The 21337-nt window shown below is 69.2% G+C and carries 23 protein-coding genes and 1 tRNA gene; 11 read left to right on the top strand and 13 right to left on the bottom strand.

Going from position 1 to position 21337, the window contains the following annotated elements; genetic code table 11:
- Nucleotides 1-24 precede the first annotated feature (24 nt).
- The 4 genes from OG766_RS17335 to OG766_RS17320 form a co-directional block, all read right to left on the bottom strand.
- Nucleotides 25-477 (bottom strand): copper chaperone PCu(A)C, encoded by a 453-nt coding sequence (locus tag OG766_RS17335; RefSeq protein WP_328725719.1) that lies wholly within the window; start codon nucleotides 475-477, stop codon nucleotides 25-27.
- Nucleotides 474-1136, bottom strand: coding sequence for an SCO family protein (locus tag OG766_RS17330; protein ID WP_266380118.1), 663 nt, complete (start codon nucleotides 1134-1136; stop codon nucleotides 474-476). The genes OG766_RS17335 and OG766_RS17330 overlap by 4 nt, the downstream gene beginning before the upstream one ends.
- Nucleotides 1137-1173: 37 nt before the next feature.
- A complete protein-coding gene (locus OG766_RS17325; RefSeq protein WP_266380115.1) occupies nucleotides 1174-1914 on the bottom strand; it encodes a YcnI family copper-binding membrane protein in 741 nt (246 codons plus the stop codon).
- Nucleotides 1915-2030: 116 nt separating this feature from the next.
- Nucleotides 2031-2882: a hypothetical protein gene (locus OG766_RS17320; protein WP_266380111.1), complete on the bottom strand. Its 852-nt coding sequence runs from the start codon at nucleotides 2880-2882 to the stop codon at nucleotides 2031-2033.
- 214 nt (nucleotides 2883-3096) lie between these two features.
- On the opposite strand from OG766_RS17320, the gene OG766_RS17315 reads away from it, so the two are divergent.
- Nucleotides 3097-3540, top strand: coding sequence for an ATP-binding protein (locus OG766_RS17315; RefSeq protein ID WP_266380108.1), 444 nt, complete (start codon nucleotides 3097-3099; stop codon nucleotides 3538-3540).
- Nucleotides 3541-3576: 36 nt separating this feature from the next.
- Here OG766_RS17315 and OG766_RS17310 read toward each other — a convergent pair whose 3' ends face one another.
- Nucleotides 3577-5040 carry an aminopeptidase P family protein gene (locus OG766_RS17310; protein WP_328725718.1) on the bottom strand — a complete coding sequence of 488 codons (1464 nt, stop codon included), beginning with the start codon at nucleotides 5038-5040 and terminating at the stop codon, nucleotides 3577-3579.
- A 113-nt stretch (nucleotides 5041-5153) separates the two neighbouring features.
- Nucleotides 5154-6677 carry a PP2C family protein-serine/threonine phosphatase gene (locus OG766_RS17305; RefSeq protein ID WP_266380101.1) on the bottom strand — a complete coding sequence of 508 codons (1524 nt, stop codon included), beginning with the start codon at nucleotides 6675-6677 and terminating at the stop codon, nucleotides 5154-5156.
- Nucleotides 6678-7130: 453 nt separating this feature from the next.
- Here OG766_RS17305 and OG766_RS17300 point away from each other — a divergent pair, with 453 nt between their 5' ends.
- Nucleotides 7131-7844: a bifunctional DNA primase/polymerase gene (locus OG766_RS17300; RefSeq protein ID WP_328725717.1), complete on the top strand. Its 714-nt coding sequence runs from the start codon at nucleotides 7131-7133 to the stop codon at nucleotides 7842-7844.
- A gap of 251 nt (nucleotides 7845-8095) precedes the next feature.
- Nucleotides 8096-8656 (top strand): hypothetical protein, encoded by a 561-nt coding sequence (locus OG766_RS17295; RefSeq protein ID WP_328725716.1) that lies wholly within the window; start codon nucleotides 8096-8098, stop codon nucleotides 8654-8656.
- A gap of 299 nt (nucleotides 8657-8955) precedes the next feature.
- On the opposite strand, the gene OG766_RS17290 is transcribed toward OG766_RS17295, so the two are convergent.
- The 3 genes from OG766_RS17290 to OG766_RS17280 form a co-directional block, all read right to left on the bottom strand.
- A complete protein-coding gene (locus OG766_RS17290) occupies nucleotides 8956-9927 on the bottom strand; it encodes a DUF5926 family protein (protein WP_328725715.1) in 972 nt (323 codons plus the stop codon).
- Between the two features lie 126 nt (nucleotides 9928-10053).
- Nucleotides 10054-10653: an ATP-binding protein gene (locus OG766_RS17285; RefSeq protein WP_266380090.1), complete on the bottom strand. Its 600-nt coding sequence runs from the start codon at nucleotides 10651-10653 to the stop codon at nucleotides 10054-10056.
- Nucleotides 10654-10760: 107 nt separating this feature from the next.
- Nucleotides 10761-11552, bottom strand: a complete 792-nt coding sequence (locus OG766_RS17280) for a glycerophosphodiester phosphodiesterase (RefSeq protein ID WP_266380087.1) — start codon at nucleotides 11550-11552, stop codon at nucleotides 10761-10763.
- 308 nt (nucleotides 11553-11860) lie between these two features.
- Between OG766_RS17280 and OG766_RS17275 the strand changes: the two genes are divergently transcribed.
- Nucleotides 11861-13321 (top strand): S1C family serine protease, encoded by a 1461-nt coding sequence (locus OG766_RS17275; protein WP_266380084.1) that lies wholly within the window; start codon nucleotides 11861-11863, stop codon nucleotides 13319-13321.
- 117 nt (nucleotides 13322-13438) lie between these two features.
- On the opposite strand, the gene OG766_RS17270 is transcribed toward OG766_RS17275, so the two are convergent.
- Nucleotides 13439-14572: a glutathione-independent formaldehyde dehydrogenase gene (locus OG766_RS17270; RefSeq protein ID WP_266380081.1), complete on the bottom strand. Its 1134-nt coding sequence runs from the start codon at nucleotides 14570-14572 to the stop codon at nucleotides 13439-13441.
- Nucleotides 14573-14762: 190 nt separating this feature from the next.
- Between OG766_RS17270 and OG766_RS17265 the strand changes: the two genes are divergently transcribed.
- Both OG766_RS17265 and OG766_RS17260 read left to right on the top strand, forming a co-directional pair.
- Complete coding sequence (locus OG766_RS17265) at nucleotides 14763-14954, top strand: hypothetical protein (RefSeq protein ID WP_266380080.1); 192 nt, start codon at nucleotides 14763-14765, stop codon at nucleotides 14952-14954.
- A gap of 101 nt (nucleotides 14955-15055) precedes the next feature.
- Nucleotides 15056-15142, top strand: a tRNA-Ser gene (locus OG766_RS17260).
- 143 nt (nucleotides 15143-15285) lie between these two features.
- Here the strand turns inward: OG766_RS17260 and OG766_RS17255 are convergent.
- Nucleotides 15286-16161 carry a tyrosine-type recombinase/integrase gene (locus OG766_RS17255; protein WP_328725714.1) on the bottom strand — a complete coding sequence of 292 codons (876 nt, stop codon included), beginning with the start codon at nucleotides 16159-16161 and terminating at the stop codon, nucleotides 15286-15288.
- Complete coding sequence (locus OG766_RS17250) at nucleotides 16158-16454, bottom strand: hypothetical protein (protein ID WP_328725713.1); 297 nt, start codon at nucleotides 16452-16454, stop codon at nucleotides 16158-16160. The genes OG766_RS17255 and OG766_RS17250 overlap by 4 nt, the downstream gene beginning before the upstream one ends.
- A 554-nt stretch (nucleotides 16455-17008) precedes the next feature.
- On the opposite strand from OG766_RS17250, the gene OG766_RS17245 reads away from it, so the two are divergent.
- From OG766_RS17245 to OG766_RS17230, 4 genes are all read left to right on the top strand, one after another.
- Entirely contained in the window at nucleotides 17009-17842 is an 834-nt protein-coding gene (locus tag OG766_RS17245) for a PIG-L family deacetylase (protein ID WP_328725712.1), read from the top strand.
- A 162-nt stretch (nucleotides 17843-18004) separates the two neighbouring features.
- Nucleotides 18005-18160, top strand: coding sequence for a hypothetical protein (locus OG766_RS17240; RefSeq protein ID WP_266380076.1), 156 nt, complete (start codon nucleotides 18005-18007; stop codon nucleotides 18158-18160).
- Nucleotides 18161-18883: 723 nt separating this feature from the next.
- Entirely contained in the window at nucleotides 18884-19378 is a 495-nt protein-coding gene (locus OG766_RS17235) for a DUF6301 family protein (RefSeq protein ID WP_328725711.1), read from the top strand.
- Nucleotides 19375-19791, top strand: a complete 417-nt coding sequence (locus OG766_RS17230) for a TY-Chap domain-containing protein (protein ID WP_328725710.1) — start codon at nucleotides 19375-19377, stop codon at nucleotides 19789-19791. Before OG766_RS17235 ends, OG766_RS17230 begins: the two co-directional genes overlap by 4 nt.
- Nucleotides 19792-20157: 366 nt before the next feature.
- Here the strand turns inward: OG766_RS17230 and OG766_RS17225 are convergent, their stop codons facing one another.
- Nucleotides 20158-20409 carry a hypothetical protein gene (locus OG766_RS17225; protein WP_266380066.1) on the bottom strand — a complete coding sequence of 84 codons (252 nt, stop codon included), beginning with the start codon at nucleotides 20407-20409 and terminating at the stop codon, nucleotides 20158-20160.
- Nucleotides 20410-20548: 139 nt separating this feature from the next.
- Between OG766_RS17225 and OG766_RS17220 the strand changes: the two genes are divergently transcribed.
- Nucleotides 20549-20998 (top strand): hypothetical protein, encoded by a 450-nt coding sequence (locus OG766_RS17220; RefSeq protein ID WP_266380064.1) that lies wholly within the window; start codon nucleotides 20549-20551, stop codon nucleotides 20996-20998.
- The last annotated feature ends 339 nt before the right edge of the window (nucleotides 20999-21337 follow it).

The following is a 21337-nucleotide window of genomic DNA, read 5'->3' as shown; positions in this document are numbered from 1 at the left end:
TGGCTGAGTGCTTCGTCAGATGGCTCAGTGCTTCGTCGGGTTGTGGGTCTGCGCCTCGACGGGCAGCTGGACCTTGATCGGGTCCGCCTTCTCGAAGTGCAGCTCGATGTCGACCTTCTCGCCCTGCTTCGGCTGCTTCTTGATGCCCATGAACATGATGTGGTTGCCGCCGCGTTCGAGGTCGAGCTCCCCGCCCGCGGGGATGTCGAAGGACTTCACCTGCTGCATCTTCTGGTTCTTCGTCTCATGGATCTGGACGTCGTCTGAGAGGCTGCTGGTGACGGAGGTGAGCTTGTCCGCCGTGTCGCCGCTGTTCGTGACGGTGAGGAAGCCGCCCGCCATGTCGCTCACGGGCTGCGGCATGAACGCCCCGCTGACCTTGAGTTCGGGTCCGGAACCGGAGGAACAGCCCGCGAGGGCCAGACCCAGGCCCATGGCTATGGCGGAGGCCAGGGTGGCGGTCGTGCGGCGGTTCACGGGTTCTCCCCCTTGATGATCTTCGGCAGGTCCTTGGCGTAGTCGTCGGGCGTGGTGTCCTCCCCGTACAGGACATAGCCCTGGTCGGTCTTGGGGGAGAAGGCGACGACCTGCGCTCCGTGCATGGAGACGACCTTGCCGTTCTTGTCCTTCGTGGCGGGGTCGATGCCGATGCCGAGCTGACGTGCGCCCGCCTGGATGGTCGGGAAGTCGCCGGTGAGGCCGACGAAGGACGGATCGCCCGCGGAGGGAAGCCACTTGGCGAGCTCTGCCGAGGTGTCCCGTTCGGGGTCGGTGGTGACGAAGACGACCTGGAGCTTGTCCTGGTCCGCCTTGGGGAGCTGCTTCCTGGCGACGGCGATGTTGCTCATGGTGAGCGGGCAGACGTCGGGGCAGTGGGTGTAGCCGAAGTAGATCAGCGTCGGCTTCCCCTTGGTCTGCTCGCGGAAGTCGTACTTCTTGCCCTTGGTGTCCGTCAGGACCAGGTCGGGCTTCTCGAAGGGCCGGTCGAGGACGGTCGCGGCCTTGCCCTTGGGCTGGGCGGAGACGTCGGCGACGGGGCCGTCCGCCGCGTCGGCCCCGCCGTCGGGGCCGCAGGCGGAGAGGGTCAGTGCGGCCGCCACCGCCAGGGCGGCGGCCGTCACGGTCTTGTAGCGCATGAGGAAATGTCCCGGAAGTGAAGTGCGTGGGGGGAGGTCAGGCAGCGCGACGACGGCCGGCCAGCACGCCGAAGGCGACACCGGCGGCACCGACGAGGATGCCGACGACGGCGAGTACCCGGGCCGTGGTGTCGCTGGCGGCGGCGGCCGTGGTCTTCGCGTCCGCCGCGTCGTGCTTCTTGTCGTGGGCGGCGGCGTTCTTGTCGTCGCTCGCGGCGCCACCGCCGTGGTGGTCACCGGTCGCGGCGGACAGCGCGAGCACGGGCGCGGGGTGCTCGGGCTCCGCCGCACCCTCCTTCGGCTCCTCGATCCAGCGCACGACCTCCTTGTTGTCGTACGTCTGGAGAGCCTTGAAGACGAGCTGGTCGGCGTCCTCGGGCAGCCGTCCCAGCGACACGGGGAACTGCTGGAACTGGCCCGGCTCGATCTTGCCGCCGGCCGCGGTCCAGGTGACCTTCGAGACGGCCTCGGTGATCTGCTTGCCGTGCACCGTCAGCGGCTTGGCGAGCTTGGTCTTGGTGACCTCGGCCTTCCAGCCCGGGACCGGCTGCGGCATCACGGACGACAGCGGGTGCTCGGCGGGGACGGTGACCTCCACCTTCACGGTCGAGGCGTTGTCCCGCTCGTTCGGCACCTTGAAGTTGACGGTGGCGTAGCCGCCCTTGGCGGCCTCTCCCTGGGGCTGCACGCTGACGTGCGCGAAGGCGGTGCCGGAGAGCAGCAGCACCGAGGAAGCGGCGACACCGGAGGCGACGGCGAGGCGAGAGATCTTGTTCATGGCAGAGAACACTCCACGTGAGCAGGAAGGTGATCGGTCCGCGCGCGGGTGCGCGGGGACGCCGCGGCACCACCGCGCTCAGGACTCCCTCCGGGACTCCCGTCGAGTGGGCCGCGTCAGGCTGCGAGGACGCAGGACGCGAGGGCGCGGTGCGCGGGCGGGCCCCGCCTGATCACGGTGTGCTGGAGTGCCCCCGCCACCGGTGGCGCGGGGTGGTCGCGGTCCGTACGGACGGGGCGCGGACGGGCACCGGGCGCCCCCGGCAGTCCGGCGAGCAGTTCCCGTACGAGTACGAGCGCGGCGCGCAGGGCACGGACGAGCGCCGCTTCGGCCACCGCCTCACCCGCGTCGTGCGCACCCTGTGCGGACAGCTCGGCCAGCCGCAACATTGCGAGGTCGCCGCGCCGCAGCAGCCAGCCGGTGGCCAGTGCGGCCAGCAGATGGCCGAGCACCATGGGAACGCTGGGCAGCAGCCCGGCGGATCCGAGGGCCGCGGCGGGCGCGGCGGCGTGTCCGGCGTGCCCCGCGTGCGTGGCCTGCACAGCGGTCGCCGGGTCGATGCCGGCGCCGGCGACGATCCGGTGGGCGTCGGCGGGGCTCAGCGCGTTGCCGCCGGCGCCGCAGACGAGCTTGGCGGCCATCCTGATCAGCGCGTCGTCGGCGCTCGGGGACACGGCGAGCGGGCGCTGGCCGAGACCGAAGAGGGTGTGCAGGACGAGCTGCCCGCCGGCCAGCGCGGCGACGACGGCGGTCAGCGAGCGCGATCGTCCGGCGAGCGGCGCCGCCACGGCGAGGACGATCAGGAACCCGGCGAGCAGCGTCCACCACGGGACGGTCGCGCAGGCGGCCAGCACATGTCCCAGTGCGGACAGCACGACGCAGACCGCGGCGAACACCGCGGCCCTCAGCAGCCGGCAACCGGCTCCGGCGGGTGCGTCGTCGGATGCGACCGACGGTTGGGCAGACATGGCCGGGACATCATCGCACTGAGCCCATCGCGTTCGTGCGGCAGGTCCGGAAGGTCACGTTTGGGAACGCTCCGGCGATGTGGCGTGGGCATACACCGGCATGGGCGATTCACGCATCCGCCGAATGAGGGCAATCACGTCAACTCCACGCTTACGAACGTGCCCACCCGGCAATACGTAACGGTATGTCGAGCCGCAGCCAGGAGGCTGGAGCATGAGCATCTGGTGGTCTCTCCATTTGCGGCGCGAGGCTGCGAGCGTTCCGCTCGCTCGACGTCTTCTGCTCGGTGCCATGGACACCGCGGGTGTCGATCCCGACATCTCCTACGATCTCTCGGTCGCACTGAGCGAGGCGTGTGCCAACGCCGTCGAACACGGTGGGAGCGCCGCGGCCGGTTCGTCGTCCGACGCGTACCGGGTGACGGCGTATCTGGACGGCGAGAAGTGCCGTATCGAAGTCGTGGACGGCGGGCCGGGTTTCCCGGACTGTTCGCACGTCGCGGTCCCCGGCCTCTCGGCGGAGGGCGGCCGCGGGCTCTGTCTCATCGAGCAGCTCGCCGATCACGTCTATCTGCGGAACCGGCCGGGCCGGGGCGCGGTGGTGAGCTTCGACAAGGTCCTGAAATGGCGGGAGGACGCCCTGCTCAGAGTGGTCTGAGCGGAGCGCCCTCCTCCTGCTTCGTGCGGCTCGGGATCAGCCCTTGAGGTCGGCCATCCAGGCCTCGACCTCGTCGGACCTGCGTGGCAGCGCGGCCGACAGGTTCCGGTTGCCGTCCTCGGTGACGAGGATGTCGTCCTCGATCCGGACGCCGATGCCGCGGTACTCCTCGGGCACGGTCAGGTCGTCGGCCTGGAAGTACAGACCCGGCTCGACCGTGAGGCACATGCCGGCCTCCAGCGTGGCCCCCACATACGTCTCACGGCGCGCGGCCGCGCAGTCGTGGACGTCCATGCCGAGCATGTGGCCGGTGCCGTGCAGGGTCCAGCGGCGCTGCAGACCCAGCTCCAGGACCTTCTCCACGTCGAGGTCGCCGAGCAGGCCCCACTCCACGAGCCGGGCGGCGAGCACGCGCTGCGCCGCGTCGTGGAAGTCGCGGTAGGCCGCGCCGGGGCGCACCGCGGCGATACCGGCCTCCTGGGCCTCGTACACCGCGTCGTAGATCTTGCGCTGCAGCTCGTTGAAGCGGCCGTTGATCGGCAGCGTGCGCGTCACATCGGCGGTGTAGAGCTCGGTGGTCTCCACACCGGCGTCGAGCAGCAGCAGCTCGCCGGGGCGCACGGCGCCGTCGTTGCGCACCCAGTGCAGCGTGGTCGCGTGCGGGCCGGCCGCGCAGATGGAGCCGTAGCCGATGTCGTTGCCCTCGACGCGGGCGCGCAGGAAGAACGTTCCCTCGATGTAGCGCTCGCTGGTGGCCTCGGCCTTGTCCAGGACCTTGACGACGTCCTCGAAGCCGCGGGCCGTGGCGTCGCACGCCTTCTGCAGCTCCGCGATCTCGAACTCGTCCTTCACGAGGCGGGCCTCGGAGAGGAAGACGCGCAGCTCCTCGTCGCGCTCCGCGGTGACCTTGTCGGTCAGGGCGGCCTCGATGCCGGCGTCGTGGCCGCGGACGTTGCGGACCGGGCCGGTCGCCTCGCGAAGCTGCTGCGGCAGTTCGCGCACGTCCTTGGCCGGGATGCCGAGCAGCTGTCCCGCCTCGGCCAGCGAGTGGCGACGGCCGACCCACAGCTCGCCCTGCGCGTCGAGCCAGAACTCGCCGTTCTCACGGTCGGAGCGCGGCAGCAGATAGACGGTGGCCTCGTGTCCGTCGCCCACGGGCTCCAGCACCAGGACGCCGTCGTGGCTCTGGTCACCGGTGAGGTAGGCGTACTCGGTCGAGGCGCGGAAGGCGTACTCGGTGTCGTTCGAGCGGGTCCTCAGATTGCCCGCCGGGATCACGAGACGCTCGCCCGGGAAGCGGGCGGAGAGGGCGGCACGGCGGCGTGCGGTGTGCGCGGACTGCGCGATCGGCTCCAGACCGTGCAGCTCGGTGTCGGCCCAGCCGGACTTCATGCTCTCCGCGAGCTCGTCGGAGACCTCCGGGTACAGGCCGTTCTTGCGCTGCTTGATCGGCTCTTCACTCGACTCGTCCGGGGTCTCCGGGGTGAGCTCCTCTGCCACGGGTCTGCCTCCTTGTTGGTACGACGCTGAACCCCCACCCATCGTACGGTCGTGCGTCAGCGGCCCGGGGCCCTGCGCCCCATGGCTTGCGTCACCGGGACATCACCGGAGCATCACTCGAACCACGCGGCCAGTATCACCACGTCCTCACCGTCGTCCCCGGCACCGAGACCGTCGGGCAGCACCGTGCGCAGGACGTGGTCGGCGATCGCTCCCGGATCGTCGCGGGCCGCTTTCGGCACGCTCGCCGCGGCCGCGTGCAGCCGTGTGAACGCCCGGTCCATGGGGTCGCCGGTGCGCCGCAGCAGCCCGTCGGTGTAGAGCAGCACCGTTTCTCCGTGGGCGGGGGAGAACTCCACGCTCGGCGCCTCCCAGCAGGCCAGCATCCCCAGTGGCGCCGACAGCGAGGTCTCCACGAATTCGGTGCGGTGCTGTCCCACGATCAGCGGCGGGGTGTGTCCGGCGCCGGCGAGCACGATCCTGCTCTCGTGGCCTTCGGGGTGCGGGGCGGCGGCCGGCTCGCAGTACGCGAACAGCGCGGTCGCCGAGCGGGCCGGTTCCGTCAGCCTCAGCAGCAGCTCCAGGTCGGACAGTACGGCGACGGGGTCCTCGCCCTCCATCACCGCGTACGCCCGCAGGCTCGCCCGGAGCCTGCCCATCGCGGCCAGCGCGCTCGGTCCGGAACCGGAGACGGAGCCGACGGCGAGACCCAGCGCACCCTCCGGCAGCGGCAGTGCGTCGTACCACTCGCCGCCGCCGCGCGGTCCGCTGAGATGGCGGGCGGCGAGCCGCACGCCGGGCACCCGGGGCAGCCGGCTGGGCAGCAGCTCGTCGGCGATGGTGGCCATCTGCCGGCGGGCCCGGTCCAGCTCCAGCAGCCGGGCGAGATGCTCGGTGGCGTACCGGCCGTAGAGGCCGACGAGATGGCGCTGGCGGTCCACCGGCTCGGCGGGCTCGTCGTAGAACCAGACGGCGACGCCCAGTCTTCCCGCGTCGTCGGTGGCGAGCGGCAGGGCGTAGCTCGCGGCATAGCCGAGGCGGGCGGCGACCTCGCGGTGGCGCGGGTCGAGCGACTCGTCGTGGAAGAGGTCGGCCTGGGCGACGGGTCCGGGGACCCCGGTCGTCCGGGCGTCGAGGATCCGGCCGTACGCGGTGGCGCTGCGCGGGACGGTCTCGATGTGGCCGAGGTCGGCGTGGGCGAGACCGAGGCCGACGGTGCTGGAGGGGCCTCGGCCGTCGGCCGGTTCGAGGACGACCATGCCACGGCGGGCGCCGACCAGGGCGGCGCCCGCGCGCAGGAGTTCATGGAGCGCTTCGTCCAGCGTTCCGGTTCTGGCGAGGCGTTCGGTGAGTTCGTGGAGGGTGGTGAGGTCCGAGACCCAGCCGGCCAGCCGGTCCTGGATCATCGCGCCGGGCGCGGTGGCAGCGGCGGCGGAGGACGTGAGGGACGCGGCAGTGTGCGCAGCGGCCGGAACCGCTGAGTCGATTCCAGCCACTTTCGGCAGGTGCGGGGCGCTCATGATCGCCGGCCTTCCGGCTGGTGCGTTTTGCCCAATAGCATCGCAAACCCCCATGTCAATCTGCGCCGCTATCACTGCATCCACATCTACACGCACACAAAGGGGGATGTCCAGCATCGTCCTCGTGGGAATGCTGGTGTCCAAGGGGTCGTGAACTTGGCCAAAAAATGCCCCCCGTGGTCGGTATTTGCGGTCGACTAGGGCCGTTCGACATGGGGATCCCACCCAGGGTGAAGTCCGAGGCGAAGCCCCAGGGGGGAGTCATCCCGAGCGTGATGGGTACGTAAACGGTGATGGCCAGGGGCAGTTGGGACAGTCCCGGAACCTGGCGGGGAGCCCGGGCGTCTTAACCGCCGTGGGCCGCCGCCCCATCCCGTGCGGCGGGACGAGTACAGCGGGACAGCAAGCGCCAGGCGCGCGCCACCCCTCGCCATGCGTTTAATGGACACAGCCCATGGGATCGCCCGTGCCTACGGCAAGGGCGGCGAGACGCCGCCTGTACGCGCAGTGACGTGATGCACACATGGTGTGATATGGACCTCGGCGTTCAACGGAAAGGAACGAGCGCTCATGCGCGAGATCCTCGGAAGGCGACGCAGGCTCCGGTTCCGGCGCAAGGGGAGGCCTGCTCCTCAGCTCGACGCGGCGCTCACCTGCGCCACCGCATGGGAATGGCCCGTGCTTCCCGGTGTGGGACTCAAGGCGGTCGGCGGTCGGACCGACCGCGGGCGCGGCTGTGCCTGCCCCGACCCCGAGTGCGTGGTACCCGGCGCGCACCCCTTCGACCCCGGGATCCTGGCGGCGACCACCGATGAGCGCATGGTGCGCTGGTGGTGGACCCAGCGGCCCACGGCTCCGATCGTGCTCGCCACGGGGGGCCGTGCGCCCTGTGCCGTGAGCCTGCCCGCGGTCGCCGGAGCACGGGCTCTCTCCGTGCTCGACCACATGGGCATGCGGCTCGGTCCCGTCGTCGCCACGCCGACGCGGTGGTCGCTGCTCGTGGCCCCGTACTCGATGGAGCAGCTCGGCGAGCTGCTCCATGCCAAGGACTGGGTGCCGAGTTCGCTCCGCTTCCACGGCGAGGGCGGCTATCTGATGCTTCCGCCCTCCGAAACCGGCACGGGACAGGTCCGCTGGGAGCGCGCGCCGCTGCCCGGTTCGGCCGCGCCCTGGCTGCCGGACGTCGAAGCGGTCGTCGACGCCCTCGTGGAGGCGAGCGTCAGCGCGCCCTCGGGTGGGGTGACGCCTCCGGAGACCGGGGAAGGATCCCGGCTCACCTACTGACGGCCGGCTTCCCCCGCTCGCGCAACGGCCGGGGGTGACGGCTCGCGTACCGACCGGCCGGCGGTGACGGAGCACGTACCGACCGGCCGGAGGACCGACGACTCGCGCGGTGAGGTGCCACGTGGGGGCTCGCGTACGGACCGTGCGGGCCCGGTGACTCACTCGTACGGGTAGGAGCCGGGCCCTCTTGTACGGGAATTGGGCGCGCGACGCCGCGGGCGCCCGTCGACCGTCGGTATCTTCGGCCCACCATGAATCAGCGCCTGACCGGGCTCACGCTCGCCGCCGTCTGTGCCGCACTGCTCCCACTGGCCGCCGCCGCCGGACCGGCGGACACGCCCGAGCCGGGAACGCCGGATGGCAAGAGGGCGGGCACGCCGGCAATTCTGGCCGGAATGCATGTGTCCCACGACCCGGAGAAGGCTCCTGACGCGGCCGTGGAAGCGATCCGCGGACGACGCACAAGCGAACACTGCGGCCCGGAAGTCACCTCACCGGCGGGCGTCGAGGCCCAGACCTGCGTGCTGACCGAGGGCCCGGACGTGTGGGCGCGAACGTACTTCCGCAACGGGACCGGCGATGAGCTGATGTCCGTACTGAGCCTCATGGGCCCCGGCGACAGGACCGTACGGACACATTGTGCGATCGAGGCGGGAGACGAGCCCGCGGCCTGTGAAACACCGCGTGAGAAGGCTCTTGGTGAAGCGGACGCGTATTCCGCGGTCGCGGAGTTCGCTGGTTCCGGAGGCGATGCCGACAGTCCGTTGCTGCTGCGCTCCGGGAGCAACTCTCCTGATGCCGGGGGAAGTTGACGCCCGGCCGAGCGGCGAGGGGATTGCGGGAAATAGCAACGCCCGGTCGCTGGCGACGGGGGATGCACCAGCGACCGGGCTTCTAGAACGGTAACAAGAGATCTGCTGTTCGCAAATTCGATCTCGGGTATTCGGACAGCGAATTACCTGCCCGTACGGGCAGTTGTGACAGGGATCACCTGTCACACGACAGAAATCGTCACGGCGTGCGCGGGCGACGACCGAAGCCGTCGTCCCGGCACCCTTCGCGGCCCGTGCGTCGCCGCCCGCCCGGCGTCGCCGTGCGGCCCGTCAGCTGCTCAGCTGAGGGTCACCTGGCGGTTGGTGAGCCCGCCGCGCGCCCGGCGCTCGTCGCCCGTCAGCGGCGTGTCCGCCGCGAGCGCCGCGGTCAGCCGCTCCGCGAACTCCGCCGCCGGCTTCTCGCACTCCTCGGCGCCCATGCCGCTCGGCAGGTCCCACACCGGGACCATCAGCCCGTGCGCCCGGAACGAGCCGACGAGGCGGGTGCCTTCGCCGAGGCTCGACGTGCCCGTGGCCTGCAGCCGGGCGAGAGCGTCCAGCAGTTCTTCCTCGGGGTGGGGCATGACCCAGCGCAGATGGTTCTTCTCCGGCGTCTCGCACCAGTACGCGGCGTCCACCCCGGCCAGCTTCACGGTCGGGATCGCGGCGGCGTTGGCACGCTCCAGCGAAGCGGTCACCTCCGCGCTCGTGGTCTCGACCGACTCCGGGATCCAGAACTCGAAACCGCTGTGGACGACCGGCTCGAACGGCGCGTCCGCGTCGATCAGGTCCTGCAGCCGGGGGCCGTCCGCCGGCGCCCGGCGCGGAGGCACCGCGTTGCCGGGCTTCGTCGTCAGCGCGCGCTGCAGCGTGTCGGCGAGATCGCGGCTGAGGTCACCGGAGGACGTGTCGTTCTGCAGGGCGAGGAGTACGGAGCCGTCCTCGCGACGCAGCGCGGGCCAGGCCATGGGAAGGACGGTCGCGAGCATGAGCGACGGAACGTCCTCGGGCAGACCGTCCTTCAGGGTCAGTTCGGCGGTCGCGGCGGGCACCAGCTCGCGGAGGGCGACCCAGTCGCACTCGGCGGGCAGCCCCTCGAAGGGGCGCTGGACCAGCTCGGTCACGGCGTGCGCGGCGGCCCGGCCGTGGCAGGCCTTGTAGCGACGGCCCGAGCCGCAGGGGCAGGGCTCGCGGGCGCCGACCACAGGAATCTCGCCGTTGGCGATCTGTGGCTTGGCGGCGGCCTTCGTCTGGGGGCGCTTCTTGGCCATGATGTGGCTTTCTCCCGATGACGGCGTGCTTGTCTCGGGCGCGAGCCTAGCCGCTACGACCGTGGCAACGGTCACAGCGGCGCTCCACGGCGCGGGCGCCGCCGAAGAGGCCGCCTCGATCGACGCTCAGTCCATGTCGTCGTAGGCGTCCGCGAAATCGAACCCGGGGGCAGTGACGCGCGTAGCGAAATCGTCGCGACGATGCCCTTCGGTGACGAGAACCCACACCGTGACCTCGCCGGACGCGCTGTCCCGTACGCCCCAGTCCTGGGCGAGCGAGCTGATGATGTTGAGTCCGCGGCCGCCGTGCGCCGTTACCGACGGCGTGGACGGAATCGGGCGGGTCGGGCCCCCTCCGTCCGTCACCTCGACCGTCAGGCCGCCCGCCTGGTCGACGCGCCACGCGGCGCGGATGTCGCCGTCCCCGATCTCCGCGTGCCCGAGCGGTCTGCCGTGCCGGCAGGCATTGCTCAGCAGTTCGGAAAGGATCAGAACAGCATCGTCGACGACCGATTCGGACAGCCCGTTGCGTCGCAACTGCTCACGCATCCGGTGCCTTGCCTCACCCACGCCCGCAGGGCCATGGGGTACGGCCATGCTCGACGACGTGGGCACCTCCTGTGCCACCACCAACGCCACCCCCGAGACCTCCTTCGCCCCACGCCACGGTGTGGATGCCCCACTGAACTGGACCGGAAACCGGCCAATCCGTGTCTGGTGACGCACTCGTAACGATCGAATACGGATCGAACGCGCCGGTGCACTCCCTGTAGTGGGCACGTCGCGGACAGGAAGGGCCCGCAGAGGCCTGCAAGGGCCCGCACGGGCCTGCGTCAGTGGCGGCCGAGCTGGGCCAGCACCTGCTTGGGACGGTTGGTGATGATCGCCTCGACGCCGAGGCCGGCACAGAGGTCGACGTCCTCCGGCTCGTTCACGGTCCAGACGTGCACCTGATGGCCCGCCGCGTGCAGCCGTTCCACATAGGAGGGGTGATTGCGTACGAGCCGGATGCCGGGCCCGGCGATCCGGGCACCCGCGGGCAGCCGTGCATCACGCGAGCGGAGCGGGAGGAACTGCATCAGATACACGGTCGGGATCACCGGCGCCGCGGCCTCGATCCGGTGCAGCGAGCGCGCCGAGAAGCTCATGATGCGTACGGGCGACTCGGCGGGCGCCGCCGGGGCGTCCAGGCCGAAGCGCTTCAGCAACTGGAGCAGCCGTTCCTCGACCTGGCCCGCCCAGCGGGTGGGGTGCTTGGTCTCGATGGCCAGCTCGATGCGCCGACCGGCGTCGGCGGTCAGTTCGAGCAATCGCTCCAGCGTCAGCACGGACGTGAACTCAGGGTCCTTCCAGTCCGGACTCTCCTCGCTGTCCTTCCAGGAGCCGAAGTCGAGCGCGGCGAGTTCCGCGAGTTCCAGGGCGGAGACGGCGCCGCGGCCGTTGGAGGTGCGGTTCACGCGGCGGTCGTGGACACAGACGAGATGGCCGTCCGCCGTCAGGCGTACGTCACACTCGAGGGCGTCCGCCCCGTCCTCTATGGCCTTCACATAGGCGGCCAGGGTGTGTTCGGGAGCGTCCTCCGAGGCGCCTCGATGGGCGACGACCTGGATCCGGTGTTGGGTCACCGCGTCATGGTGTCATCGTCTGAAAGCGGACGCTGCGGCCGCGTCCGTAATGTCTGGGATAAGGGATGGCGCACATACGCACAGGTCCTGCTTACAGTGGCCTGACAGGCTGTGGGAAAAGCTGTCCGCAGCACATCGGTGCGGAGTCGCGGAGCTACGGAGCCGCGGCAGCGGGCCGTGGAACGGTAGAACCGTGGGACCTCAGGGTCCTGCCCGAGGGGCCCAGGGGTCCTGAAGGAACCGACTGAACCCCGTGGAACCCCGTGGGAATCGTGGATTGTGGATCGTGGATCTGAGGAGAGGAAGCTGTGAGCACTGAGAACGAGGGCACCCCGGCTCACGCCGGCCCGTCCGTACCTCCTGTGCCGGCGGCCGCTCCCGAAAGCGCTGCCGCGCACGATCATGAGCATCAGGCCGCCGGCGAGGACGCGCCGACGCAGCCGAACCGCCCGGTGCCGCCAGCGCCGCCCACCGCCCCGCTGCCTCCCCCGGGCGCCCAGGCCCCCTCCCCCGCCGACACGACGGTCTCCCCCGCGACGGCCCAGTACCCGCAGGGAGCGTGGCCGCCCCCGCCCCCGCCGCCGGTCTCGCCCTGGGGCGCGGCCGCGCACGCGCCGGGCCCGCAGTCCCCGCGTAAGCGATCGGGCGGACTGATCGCGTCCGTACTCGCCGCCGCGCTCGTCGCGGGCGGCGTCGGCGGCGGAATCGGCTACTGGGCCGCCGAAAGCAACGACGACGCCAACATCTCGACGACCGTCGCCTCCGGCGACGCCCCCGTCGACCTCAAGCGCGAGCCGGGCACGGTCGCCGCCGTGGCGGGCAAGGCACTGCCCAGCGTCGTCACGATCGAGGCGCAGTCCGGAGGCAGCGCCGAGGGTGAGGCCGAGGGCGGCACGGGCACCGGCTTCGTGTACGACAAGGAAGGCCACATCCTCACCAACAACCACGTGGTGGCCTCCGCGGCCGACGGCGGCACGCTCTCCGCGATCTTCTCCGACGGCAAGAAGTACGACGCCGAGGTCGTCGGCCGGGCGCAGGGCTACGACGTCGCCGTGCTGAAGCTGAAGAACGCTCCCTCCGGGCTGACCCCGCTGCCGCTGGGCGACTCCGAGCGGGTCGCGGTCGGCGACTCGACGATCGCGATCGGCGCGCCCTTCGGCCTCTCCAACACGGTCACGACGGGCATCATCAGCGCGAAGAACCGCCCGGTGGCCTCGGGCGACGGCACGAGCAACAAGAACTCGTACATGAGCGCGCTGCAGACCGACGCGTCGATCAACCCGGGCAACTCCGGCGGCCCCCTCCTCGACGCCCGCGGCGCGGTCATCGGCATCAACTCGGCCATCCAGTCCGCCGGCGGCAACGGCTTCGGCCAGCAGTCCCAGGCGGGTTCCATCGGTCTCGGCTTCGCCATCCCGATCAACCAGGCCAAGAACGTGGCGGAGCAGCTCATCAAGACGGGCCGGCCCGTCTACCCCGTCATCGGTGCGACGGTGAGCATGGCGGAGAAGGGCGCCGGCGCGACGATCGCCGATCAGGGCTCGGGCGGCACGCCCGCGATCACCCCGAACGGACCGGCGGCCAAGGCGGGGCTCAAGCCCGGCGACGTCATCACCAAGTTCAACGGCAAGCCGATCGACAGCGGCCCGACGCTGATCAGCGAGATCTGGAACCACAAGCCGGGCGACAAGGTCAAGCTCACCTTCGAACGTGACGGCCGCGAGGTCACGGCGACGGTCACCCTGGGCGAGCGCAAGGGCGACGGCTGACGGCTGGGGCCGCGATGACGGCGCCGAAGAGGCGCCGGGAGCGTGAGAGGGGGCTGCCGAACGATTCGGCAGCCCCTTCGTGTTCTTCGTGCTTTTCGAGTTGTTCGTCTTCCGCTGCTACGGATGCAGCACGACCTTGGTGTAACCCTCTATCCGCTTGTCGAACTTGTCGTACGCCGACGGCGCCTGGTCCAGGGGCAGTTCGTGCGAGACGACGAAGCTCGGCGTCGCCCGCCCCTCGATGATCATGTCGCGCAGGTACCGGTTGTAGCGCTTCACGTTGCACTGCCCCGTACCCATCTTCAGGCCCTTCTCGAAGAGCTTGCCGATGGAGACGAGGAGCATGCCGCGCTTCGACTGCTCGTCGGGGCCGCCGGGGTCGGACGGCACGTACAGGCCGGGTACGCCGAGCATGCCGGTGGCCCGTACCGTGCCGACGAGCGAGTTCAGCACGGTCGCCGGCTCCTCGCGGTCGGTGCCGTGTCCCATCGCCTGGTAACCGACGGCGTCCACACCCTTGTCGGTGCCGACTCCCTCGGTCTGCTCCTTGATCTGCTCCACCGGGTCGCCCTCGGCGAAGTTGATCGGCACCGCGCCGATCTCCCGTGCCTTCTCCAGCCGCTCGGGGACCCGGTCCACGACGAAGACCTTCTTCGCCCCGCGCAGCAGGGCCGAGTACGCGGCCATGAGCCCGACGGGCCCTCCGCCGTACACCGCGACGCTCTCGCCCGGGCGGACCTGGGCGAGTTCACAGCCGTGATAGCCGGTGGGGAAGATGTCGGCGAGCAGCATGAAGTCGGTCTCGTGCTCCTTGCCCGGCGGCAGCTTCAGACAGTTGAAGTCGGCGTAGGGAACGCGCAGATACTCCGCCTGCCCGCCCGGCCAGGGCCCCATGGCGACGTAGCCGTAGGCGCCACCGGCGAAGCCGGGATTGACGGTCTGGCAGAACCCGGTGAATCCCTCTACACAGTTGGTACAGAACCCGCAGGCGACATTGAAGGGCATGACCACGCGGTCGCCCTCCTTGAGCGAGGTGACGCCCTGGCCGAGTTCCTCGATGATCCCCATGTTCTCGTGGCCGAAGACGATGCCGGGCTCCGCGGCGGTACGGCCTTCGTACATGTGCAGGTCGGACCCGCATATCGCGGTGGAGGTGACTCGTACGATCACATCGTTCGGATGCTGGATCGTGGGCTTGTCGACGTCCTCGACCGCCACACTGAACGGTTCCTTGTACACGACGGCTTTCATGCTGCGACCTCCGCTCGCGATGCACATCTGATTGCCACCCCCGTCCCGCCCCCGCCCCTCCTTTCCATATGACCCATATCTCATGATTCTCCGCCCCACAGGATCGGACAACCCGGTAATCTCGGGAGGAAATCTTCCCGGTGTGCCACTGACGCCGCACCGACCGCTGAATCAAGAAGGAGGGCGAGAAGTGGCAGCACATCGGCTTGGGACCCTGCTCGTCCCCGTGCCCGGCCTGTCCGGCGCCACCTATCCGGCAGGCACGACGGTGACCGTCCGCGGTCGCGGCGCCACGGTCGATGCCTTCGTCGACGGCGACTGGCTCCCCCTGTCGTGGTGGGAGTTCTCCGACGGCCTCCGCGAGGACATCGCCGACCGCTGACCCGGCGGCTCCCCTTTGGCCGTACTCCCCCCATCCCGCATCACGCGAGATCCGCAGCCGGTAGGCTGTAGCCCGCTCCGCAGCAGGTGAGGCGGGGCGCTGGTGGGTTGCCCGAGCGGCCTAAGGGAACGGTCTTGAAAACCGTCGTGGCGGCGACGTCACCGTGGGTTCAAATCCCACACCCACCGCGCAGGTCACGAAAGTGGCAGGTCAGAGGGCGGGTCTCCGAATCGGAGACCGCCCTCTGCGTTCGCCCTGTCTCACCCTGGATCGCCCGTATCCCGCTGTTGACCAGCACGTATGGGCCATGTGTGGGCCACGGACGGGGGACTCAGCCGCCGTTCAGACCCTTCTCGATGAGCGCGTTCGCCCGAGACTGTTGGCCCTTGAGGATCTTGGCGTAGAAGCGGAACAGCACAGTGAGGCTGTGACCTGCGCGCTGTGGGACCTCCACCGGGTCCACACCGGAGTTGATCCACAGGGACACCCCTGCGTGCCGGAGGGAGTACGGAACGTCGGCAAGGGGCGTCTCTGCCTCCTCCGCTGAAAGAGCCTTGAGACGTGCCGAGTCCCAGAGGTCGCAGTACTCAGTGGACCGGACGCGACCGCCCATCGCGGCCCGGAAGAGCCGGCCGTCCTCAGCCACCCCGTATTTCTCCTTGTGCTCCCGGAGCATGGCTGTGAGCACGGGCGGAATGGGCACCGACCTGGTCGCCTTGCGGGCCCGGCGCTTGAGCCCGCGCTGCTCGTAGGACTGCCCGTCGTTGGTCCACCCCGATCCGACCTCGGGACGGCTGCCGGCGAGAACGAGTTCACCCCACCCTGTCTCCGGGAGAGTGCAGTCGGCAGCACGCAGGGCCGCGATCTCAGAGGGCCTCATGGCTGCGTAGTAGAGACAGCCGAAGAAAGCGGCCAGGTGATCCCCGCGGCTGCTGAGCCGCCGTACGGAGTCGATGAGGGCGGCGGCCTGTTTGGGGTTGGGGACGTACCGGAAGTCGACTTCGTCGTCCTTCTCCCCTGCCGTCCAGTCCACGCGGCCCAGTGGATTGGCGGGGAGGATCGTGCGCTCGACCGCGTACCGCAGAGCGTTGCTCAGAACCATGCGCTTGCGGTTCACCGTGTTGTCGGCCGCGGGCTTCCCGTCGACCTTCTTGGAGATGGCGTCCAGCGCAGCGCGGAGCCGCTCCGAGCGGGCGACCTCGGTCATCTTGAAAGTGTTCTTAGCGATCCACGCGAGTGCCTCGGCATGTCGGCCGGCGGATCCTCGACCTCATGCCGAAGGCGAAGGGTCCCGTCCTTGTCCTCCACGGCGCGAAAGGCCCAGCCGTACAGCGCCTTCCGAAGTACGTCGGAGGCCGGGGCACCGCGCGAGCTGGCCACGAAGGTCGGCGTCACGGTGGCGAATGTTTCGGCGATGCTCGCGCGGTGCTTGGCCGCTGCCTTGGGCCACTTCATGAGCACGTACGTGGTGGCGTGCTCGAACCAGGTCGGCGTGGTCAACGCCTCGATGGGGAGTCGGGGCACAGAGCGACTCAGGGGCGCGCGTTCGACAAACGGTGCACATCGCACAGCACATCACCACGTGCAGATCCGAGGCGGCGAGGGCGGGTTCGGGGCTTTCCACATCGCAGCACCATGGAGACGGCGATCTCCGACGGATACCGTTGGCGATTTTGACGGCGCTCCCTCCATCTATCACGAACGAGACTTCCGCGAAGTCCAGGTCTTTTGAGAGCGCTGGCCACTGGCGCTCTCAAACAACCTGGCAACCGCGCAGGTCAGCAGTCCACCGCACGCCAGACGCAGTGCGACAGGACAATGCAGGTCGCACCTGTACCTCGTTCGCGTTGAAACGCCGACGCCTGGAAGGCTAAGCGGCCGCGCCGGGAACAGCCGGTCCGGTGGGCACGGTTGCATCGACAGAGGGACCGGCGCCGCACGGGCGGGGAACACGGAGACCAGAGGGTCGTCCGCCCCACCAGGATCCGGGCCCCAGGAGCGGTACGCCCGCCGCGCAGTCGGACCAAGACGTATCTCTGCAGGAGGATTGTTTCATGACTGACCGGCCCTTGACACTCATGGCAGTACACGCCCACCCCGACGACGAGGCCACCGGAACCGGAGGAGTCCTCGCGCGGTACGCGGCGGAAGGCATCCGCACGGTTCTCGTGACGTGTACCGACGGCAGTTGCGGTGACGGACCGGGGGGTGTCAAGCCGGGCGATCCCGGGCACGATCCGGCGGCGGTCGCCCTGATACGCCGTCAAGAACTTGAGGCGAGCCGTGACGTGCTGAAGGTCAGCGATCTGGAGATGCTGAACTATGCCGACTCCGGGATGATGGGCTGGCCGAGCAACGACGCCCCCGGATCCTTCTGGCGGACCCCCGTGGAGGAAGGCGCGGCCCGACTCGCGGAACTCATGCGGCACTACCGACCTGATGTGGTCGTCACCTACGACGAGAACGGCTTCTACGGCCACCCCGATCACATCCAGGCCCACCGCATCACGATGGCGGCGCTCGAGATGACCGCGCTGACACCGAAGGTGTACTGGACCACTATGCCCCGCTCGGGGATGCAGCGGTTCGGGGAGATCATGCGCGAGTTTCATCCGGACATGCCGGAGCCGGATCCTGCCGAGGCCGCCGCGATGGCCGAGATCGGCCTCCCCGACGATGAGATCACCACGTGGGTGGACACCACCGCGTTCAGCGGTCAGAAGTTCGACGCGCTGGCCGCGCATGCCAGTCAGGGCGAGAACATCTTCTTCCTCAAGATGGGCAAGGAGAAGTTCGGCGAGTTGATGGGCATGGAGACCTTCGTACGTGTCCAGGACGCCACCGGCGCGGCCGTACCCGAGAACGATCTCTTCGCCGGACTGCGCTGATCCACCCATCCGAAGCGGAGCCCGGGAAAGCTCATCGGCCGCACGGCGAGTGCCAGATCATCGCCCGTCTCAGCGGTCCTGGGGCAAATGGGCCGTGGTGACTCGACCCAGACCACGCGGCCACCGCCGCCCGGATGCGCCAGGCTCTTCCAAGGCCGCCCGATGACCAAGACAGCCAAGAACTGCCTGCTGAGGGCGGGAGTCGGCAGCGCAGCAGCCCTGATTGTGGGCCGAGTCAACAAGAAGGCTGCGCGGGAAATTGCAGTCAACACAGTGGGTGCAGGTGCCGCGGCCTGCCTCTCCTCTCTGATCAACTGAGTCTGAGGTACGTCAAATGCTCCGCAAGGTTCTCGTCTTCGTCGTTTGGTTCGCCATTCTGGCAGCAGTAAACAAGTTCCTCATAGAACCGGTCTGGGGCGAGCTCGTTTTCACGGCGATCTCGACAGGAGTGATGGTCTATCTCCTGGGCCGGTTGGACCGTGGAGCGGAGCATTGAGGCTGGCTGCCTAGAGAGGGCATTCACCAAAGCAATCGCTGCATCGTCGAGGCCGTTAAGGCCATGGCTGCCCTAAAAAGCACACACCTGAAATCGCCAGGCGCGGATAGGCGCCCAAGTTCTAGACCGTTGGGCACTTTCCGAGCATTCCCGATGAGGAAACGGGGGACAGACTCCCCCGGCCTTGCGTAGCCCGGCATCTGCGGCTGATCACGTATCTGGCAGGTGTGCCAGGCTGTCCATCAAGTCTGTGGGCCATGTGTGGGCCAGGACCGCTCACACCACTAGCTACGAGACTTGCCGCGCAGGTCAAGGCGCTGCGGGACCTGCACCCGTAGCGCTCTTGAAAACCGTCGTGGCGGCGACGTCACCGTGGGTTCAAATCCCACACCCACCGCACGTGAACGGCCCCCGACCAGGCAATCCGGTTGGGGGCCGTTGTCGTGCTTGCTGGCCGTTCCTGTGTACGCGGACGGCCTGACGGCACGATCATGCTTCGGACGGCCACGCTCGACCCGCACCGGCTACGAGCCCGAGGAGCAGCCGTGACCGACTTCAAGACCGCCGGCACCGCCGCCGTGCACGCGACGCTGGCCGTCGTCCGCGACTGGCAATGGGCCTGGTCAGCCGACGAGATCCCCGCGCTCATGGCGCACCTCGGCTGGACCACCGTCGAATCGGTGCCCGACGGCCCGATCATCGCCCGGGCGACCTGGGACCTCGGAAAGCCGCTGCAGACGATCAACATGTCCCACGGGCAGGTCCGCAACCTCGACATCCGGTTCTCGGGCATCAGCCACTGGCCGGCCGTCGACGAGGACGCCGCCCCGATCAACGACAGCTTCGTCGAGGTGCTTGCCGCAGCCGAGGCGGTGTTCGGCCCCGCCGAGGAGTCGCACCCGGGCAGGACGCCCTCGCGGGTATGGCGCCTGCCCGGCTGCGTCGTGCGGATCACCCGCACCACCGCGGGGGTCACCGCCCACTGGGCCGAGCGCAAGTACTTCGAAGAGCGGCACGACCTGGACATGAGCGCCCTGTGAACGACTGGAGCGACTTCTTCGGCCGGCTGCGGCGCGACCTGGCGGACCTGGCCGACGAAGACATCGTGATCCTGCTGTACAGCGGCCGCGGTGTGCAGTTCGCGCAGACCCCGCGGATGCTGCTGACCGAGGCGATCATCAGCCCGGGTGGCCCGATCCCCGCGCAGCCGTTGCCGGAACAGGAGCACGCGGCGCTGGTCGCGCTCGGCTGGAGCCCGCCTGACGTGCCCCACTTCACGAACTGGCACCTCGAGCTGCCCTGGCCCGCCACCGCGGCGCAGTACGACGCCACGACGTCCAGGTCGGTGCAGACGCTGCGCGACGTGCTGGGCGTGCCGAGCCCGTCGGACCTGACGATCAAAGCGTGGAGCGACAAGACCCACGAGCCGTTGAGCCTCTCCATCGCAGCTTGAGCGGTCCGCGAGCTTGTCGGAGAGGGTCGCGACCGCGCGGCAGACACGGCCCAAGGCGGTGTCATGGCCGGTCAATAGCCCAAGATCTCGATGGGTTCGTACGTCCCGTTGCGGAAAGTGAAGACAGTCACCGTAGTGCCGTATGCCAACGCAGGGCGGTCATCACCGATTCTGGCGTGTCGTCGCGTAGGAAGCAGGAGAAGACGACTTCGTGGTGATCACTCATGGGCGCATTGTGTACGTCGGCACCGACACGGGCCCCGACCGCCTCAGCCACAGCGGGGAGCCGGGGCCGCGCGCGGCGAGCGGAGCCAGCCCTCGATCACAGAAAGGTCTTGAGAACCGTGGGCGGCTGTCTGTGCGCCGCTACGGCGACGTAGCGCGCTTCCTGAGCCGGGAGAATCGTCGCCAGGCCACCAACAAGTTGGTCAGGAGCAGAGCTGATCCCGCGATGGGCCAGCCTACGGATCCACCGTCGCGGTAGGTCTCGATACCTATGGACAGCATCAGTGCACCGACAATCGGGCCGCCCACCAGGTCGAGGAAGATACCCACCTGCCTCGCGATCTTTGGGCTGAGGATGTCTATCCGCGCCGCGATCTTTGCAAGGTTGACCACGGCTTGATCGTGACAGGTGTCCGCCCTCGCTGCCAAGGGCGAGATCCTCGCCCAGACCTGCGCCCTGGACGTGGGTCGGCGGAACGGGTGGGCGGTCTTTCGCCCAGCATGGTGATGCCTGCCCGGCATAATCCGGCCTGTGGACCTGAGACCGGAGTTGCTGCCCCCGCCTGTGGGCCGGCAGCAGTTGGATGAGTTGAGCGCTGAGATCGACCGGATCGCTGACCTCCTGGCTGAGCGTTCCGAGGATGCTGAGGAGGCGATCCGGGCCTTCAACGCGATGACCGGTCACGACTACGTGGCCTACGACTTCGCCGGGTACTCGGGAAGCCGGAGTGCGGAGGAGTTCGCCAGGGAAGCGGCGCGGCCGGCTCGCCCGCGGGTTGCGGACATCACCAGAGCGGAGCTCGTCGAAATCGTTGGCCGAGTCCTTGCAGGTGACCAGGAGAGCGACTACTTCCTGCATCTCCTTGAAGTGAACGTGATGCATCCCGGAGTCACCGGCTTGATCTTCGCCCCCTCGGCCGACGACGTATCGGCGGAGGAGATCGTCGACGAGGCCCTGAGGTACCAGCCGATCGCCCTCTGAGGCACGATCGAGCGGGGCCGATCGCCGTTCGTTCTCTGCTTCCACCACTGGCGCGATCGTGTCCTGACCGTCAGGTGTCGTGCGAGCCGTGCCAAGGGGCGGAGAATCCAAGACGGTCCGGCCGAGACGGTTGCCGAGGCGTTGGCTGGATGGGAAGACAACGCTGACACTACGGTGCGGGCTGCTGTCTACGGCAAAGGCGGAGAGCTCCTGTACGCCACCGAACCGAAGCCCGAGCCATAGCCCCTGGGGCGTCGTCACCGTTGTCTGAAGTCGATTGCTGTACCGCGTCGTTCCGGCAGTCCGGCCGCATATCTCGAGAACAACGTGAAGGCGCCA

The organism is Streptomyces sp. NBC_00259 (genome assembly GCF_036181745.1).
Taxonomy (GTDB): domain Bacteria; phylum Actinomycetota; class Actinomycetes; order Streptomycetales; family Streptomycetaceae; genus Streptomyces; species Streptomyces pratisoli.
The sequence above is the reverse complement of the archived record's forward strand: the minus strand, read 5'-3'. Positions and strand labels throughout refer to the sequence as shown.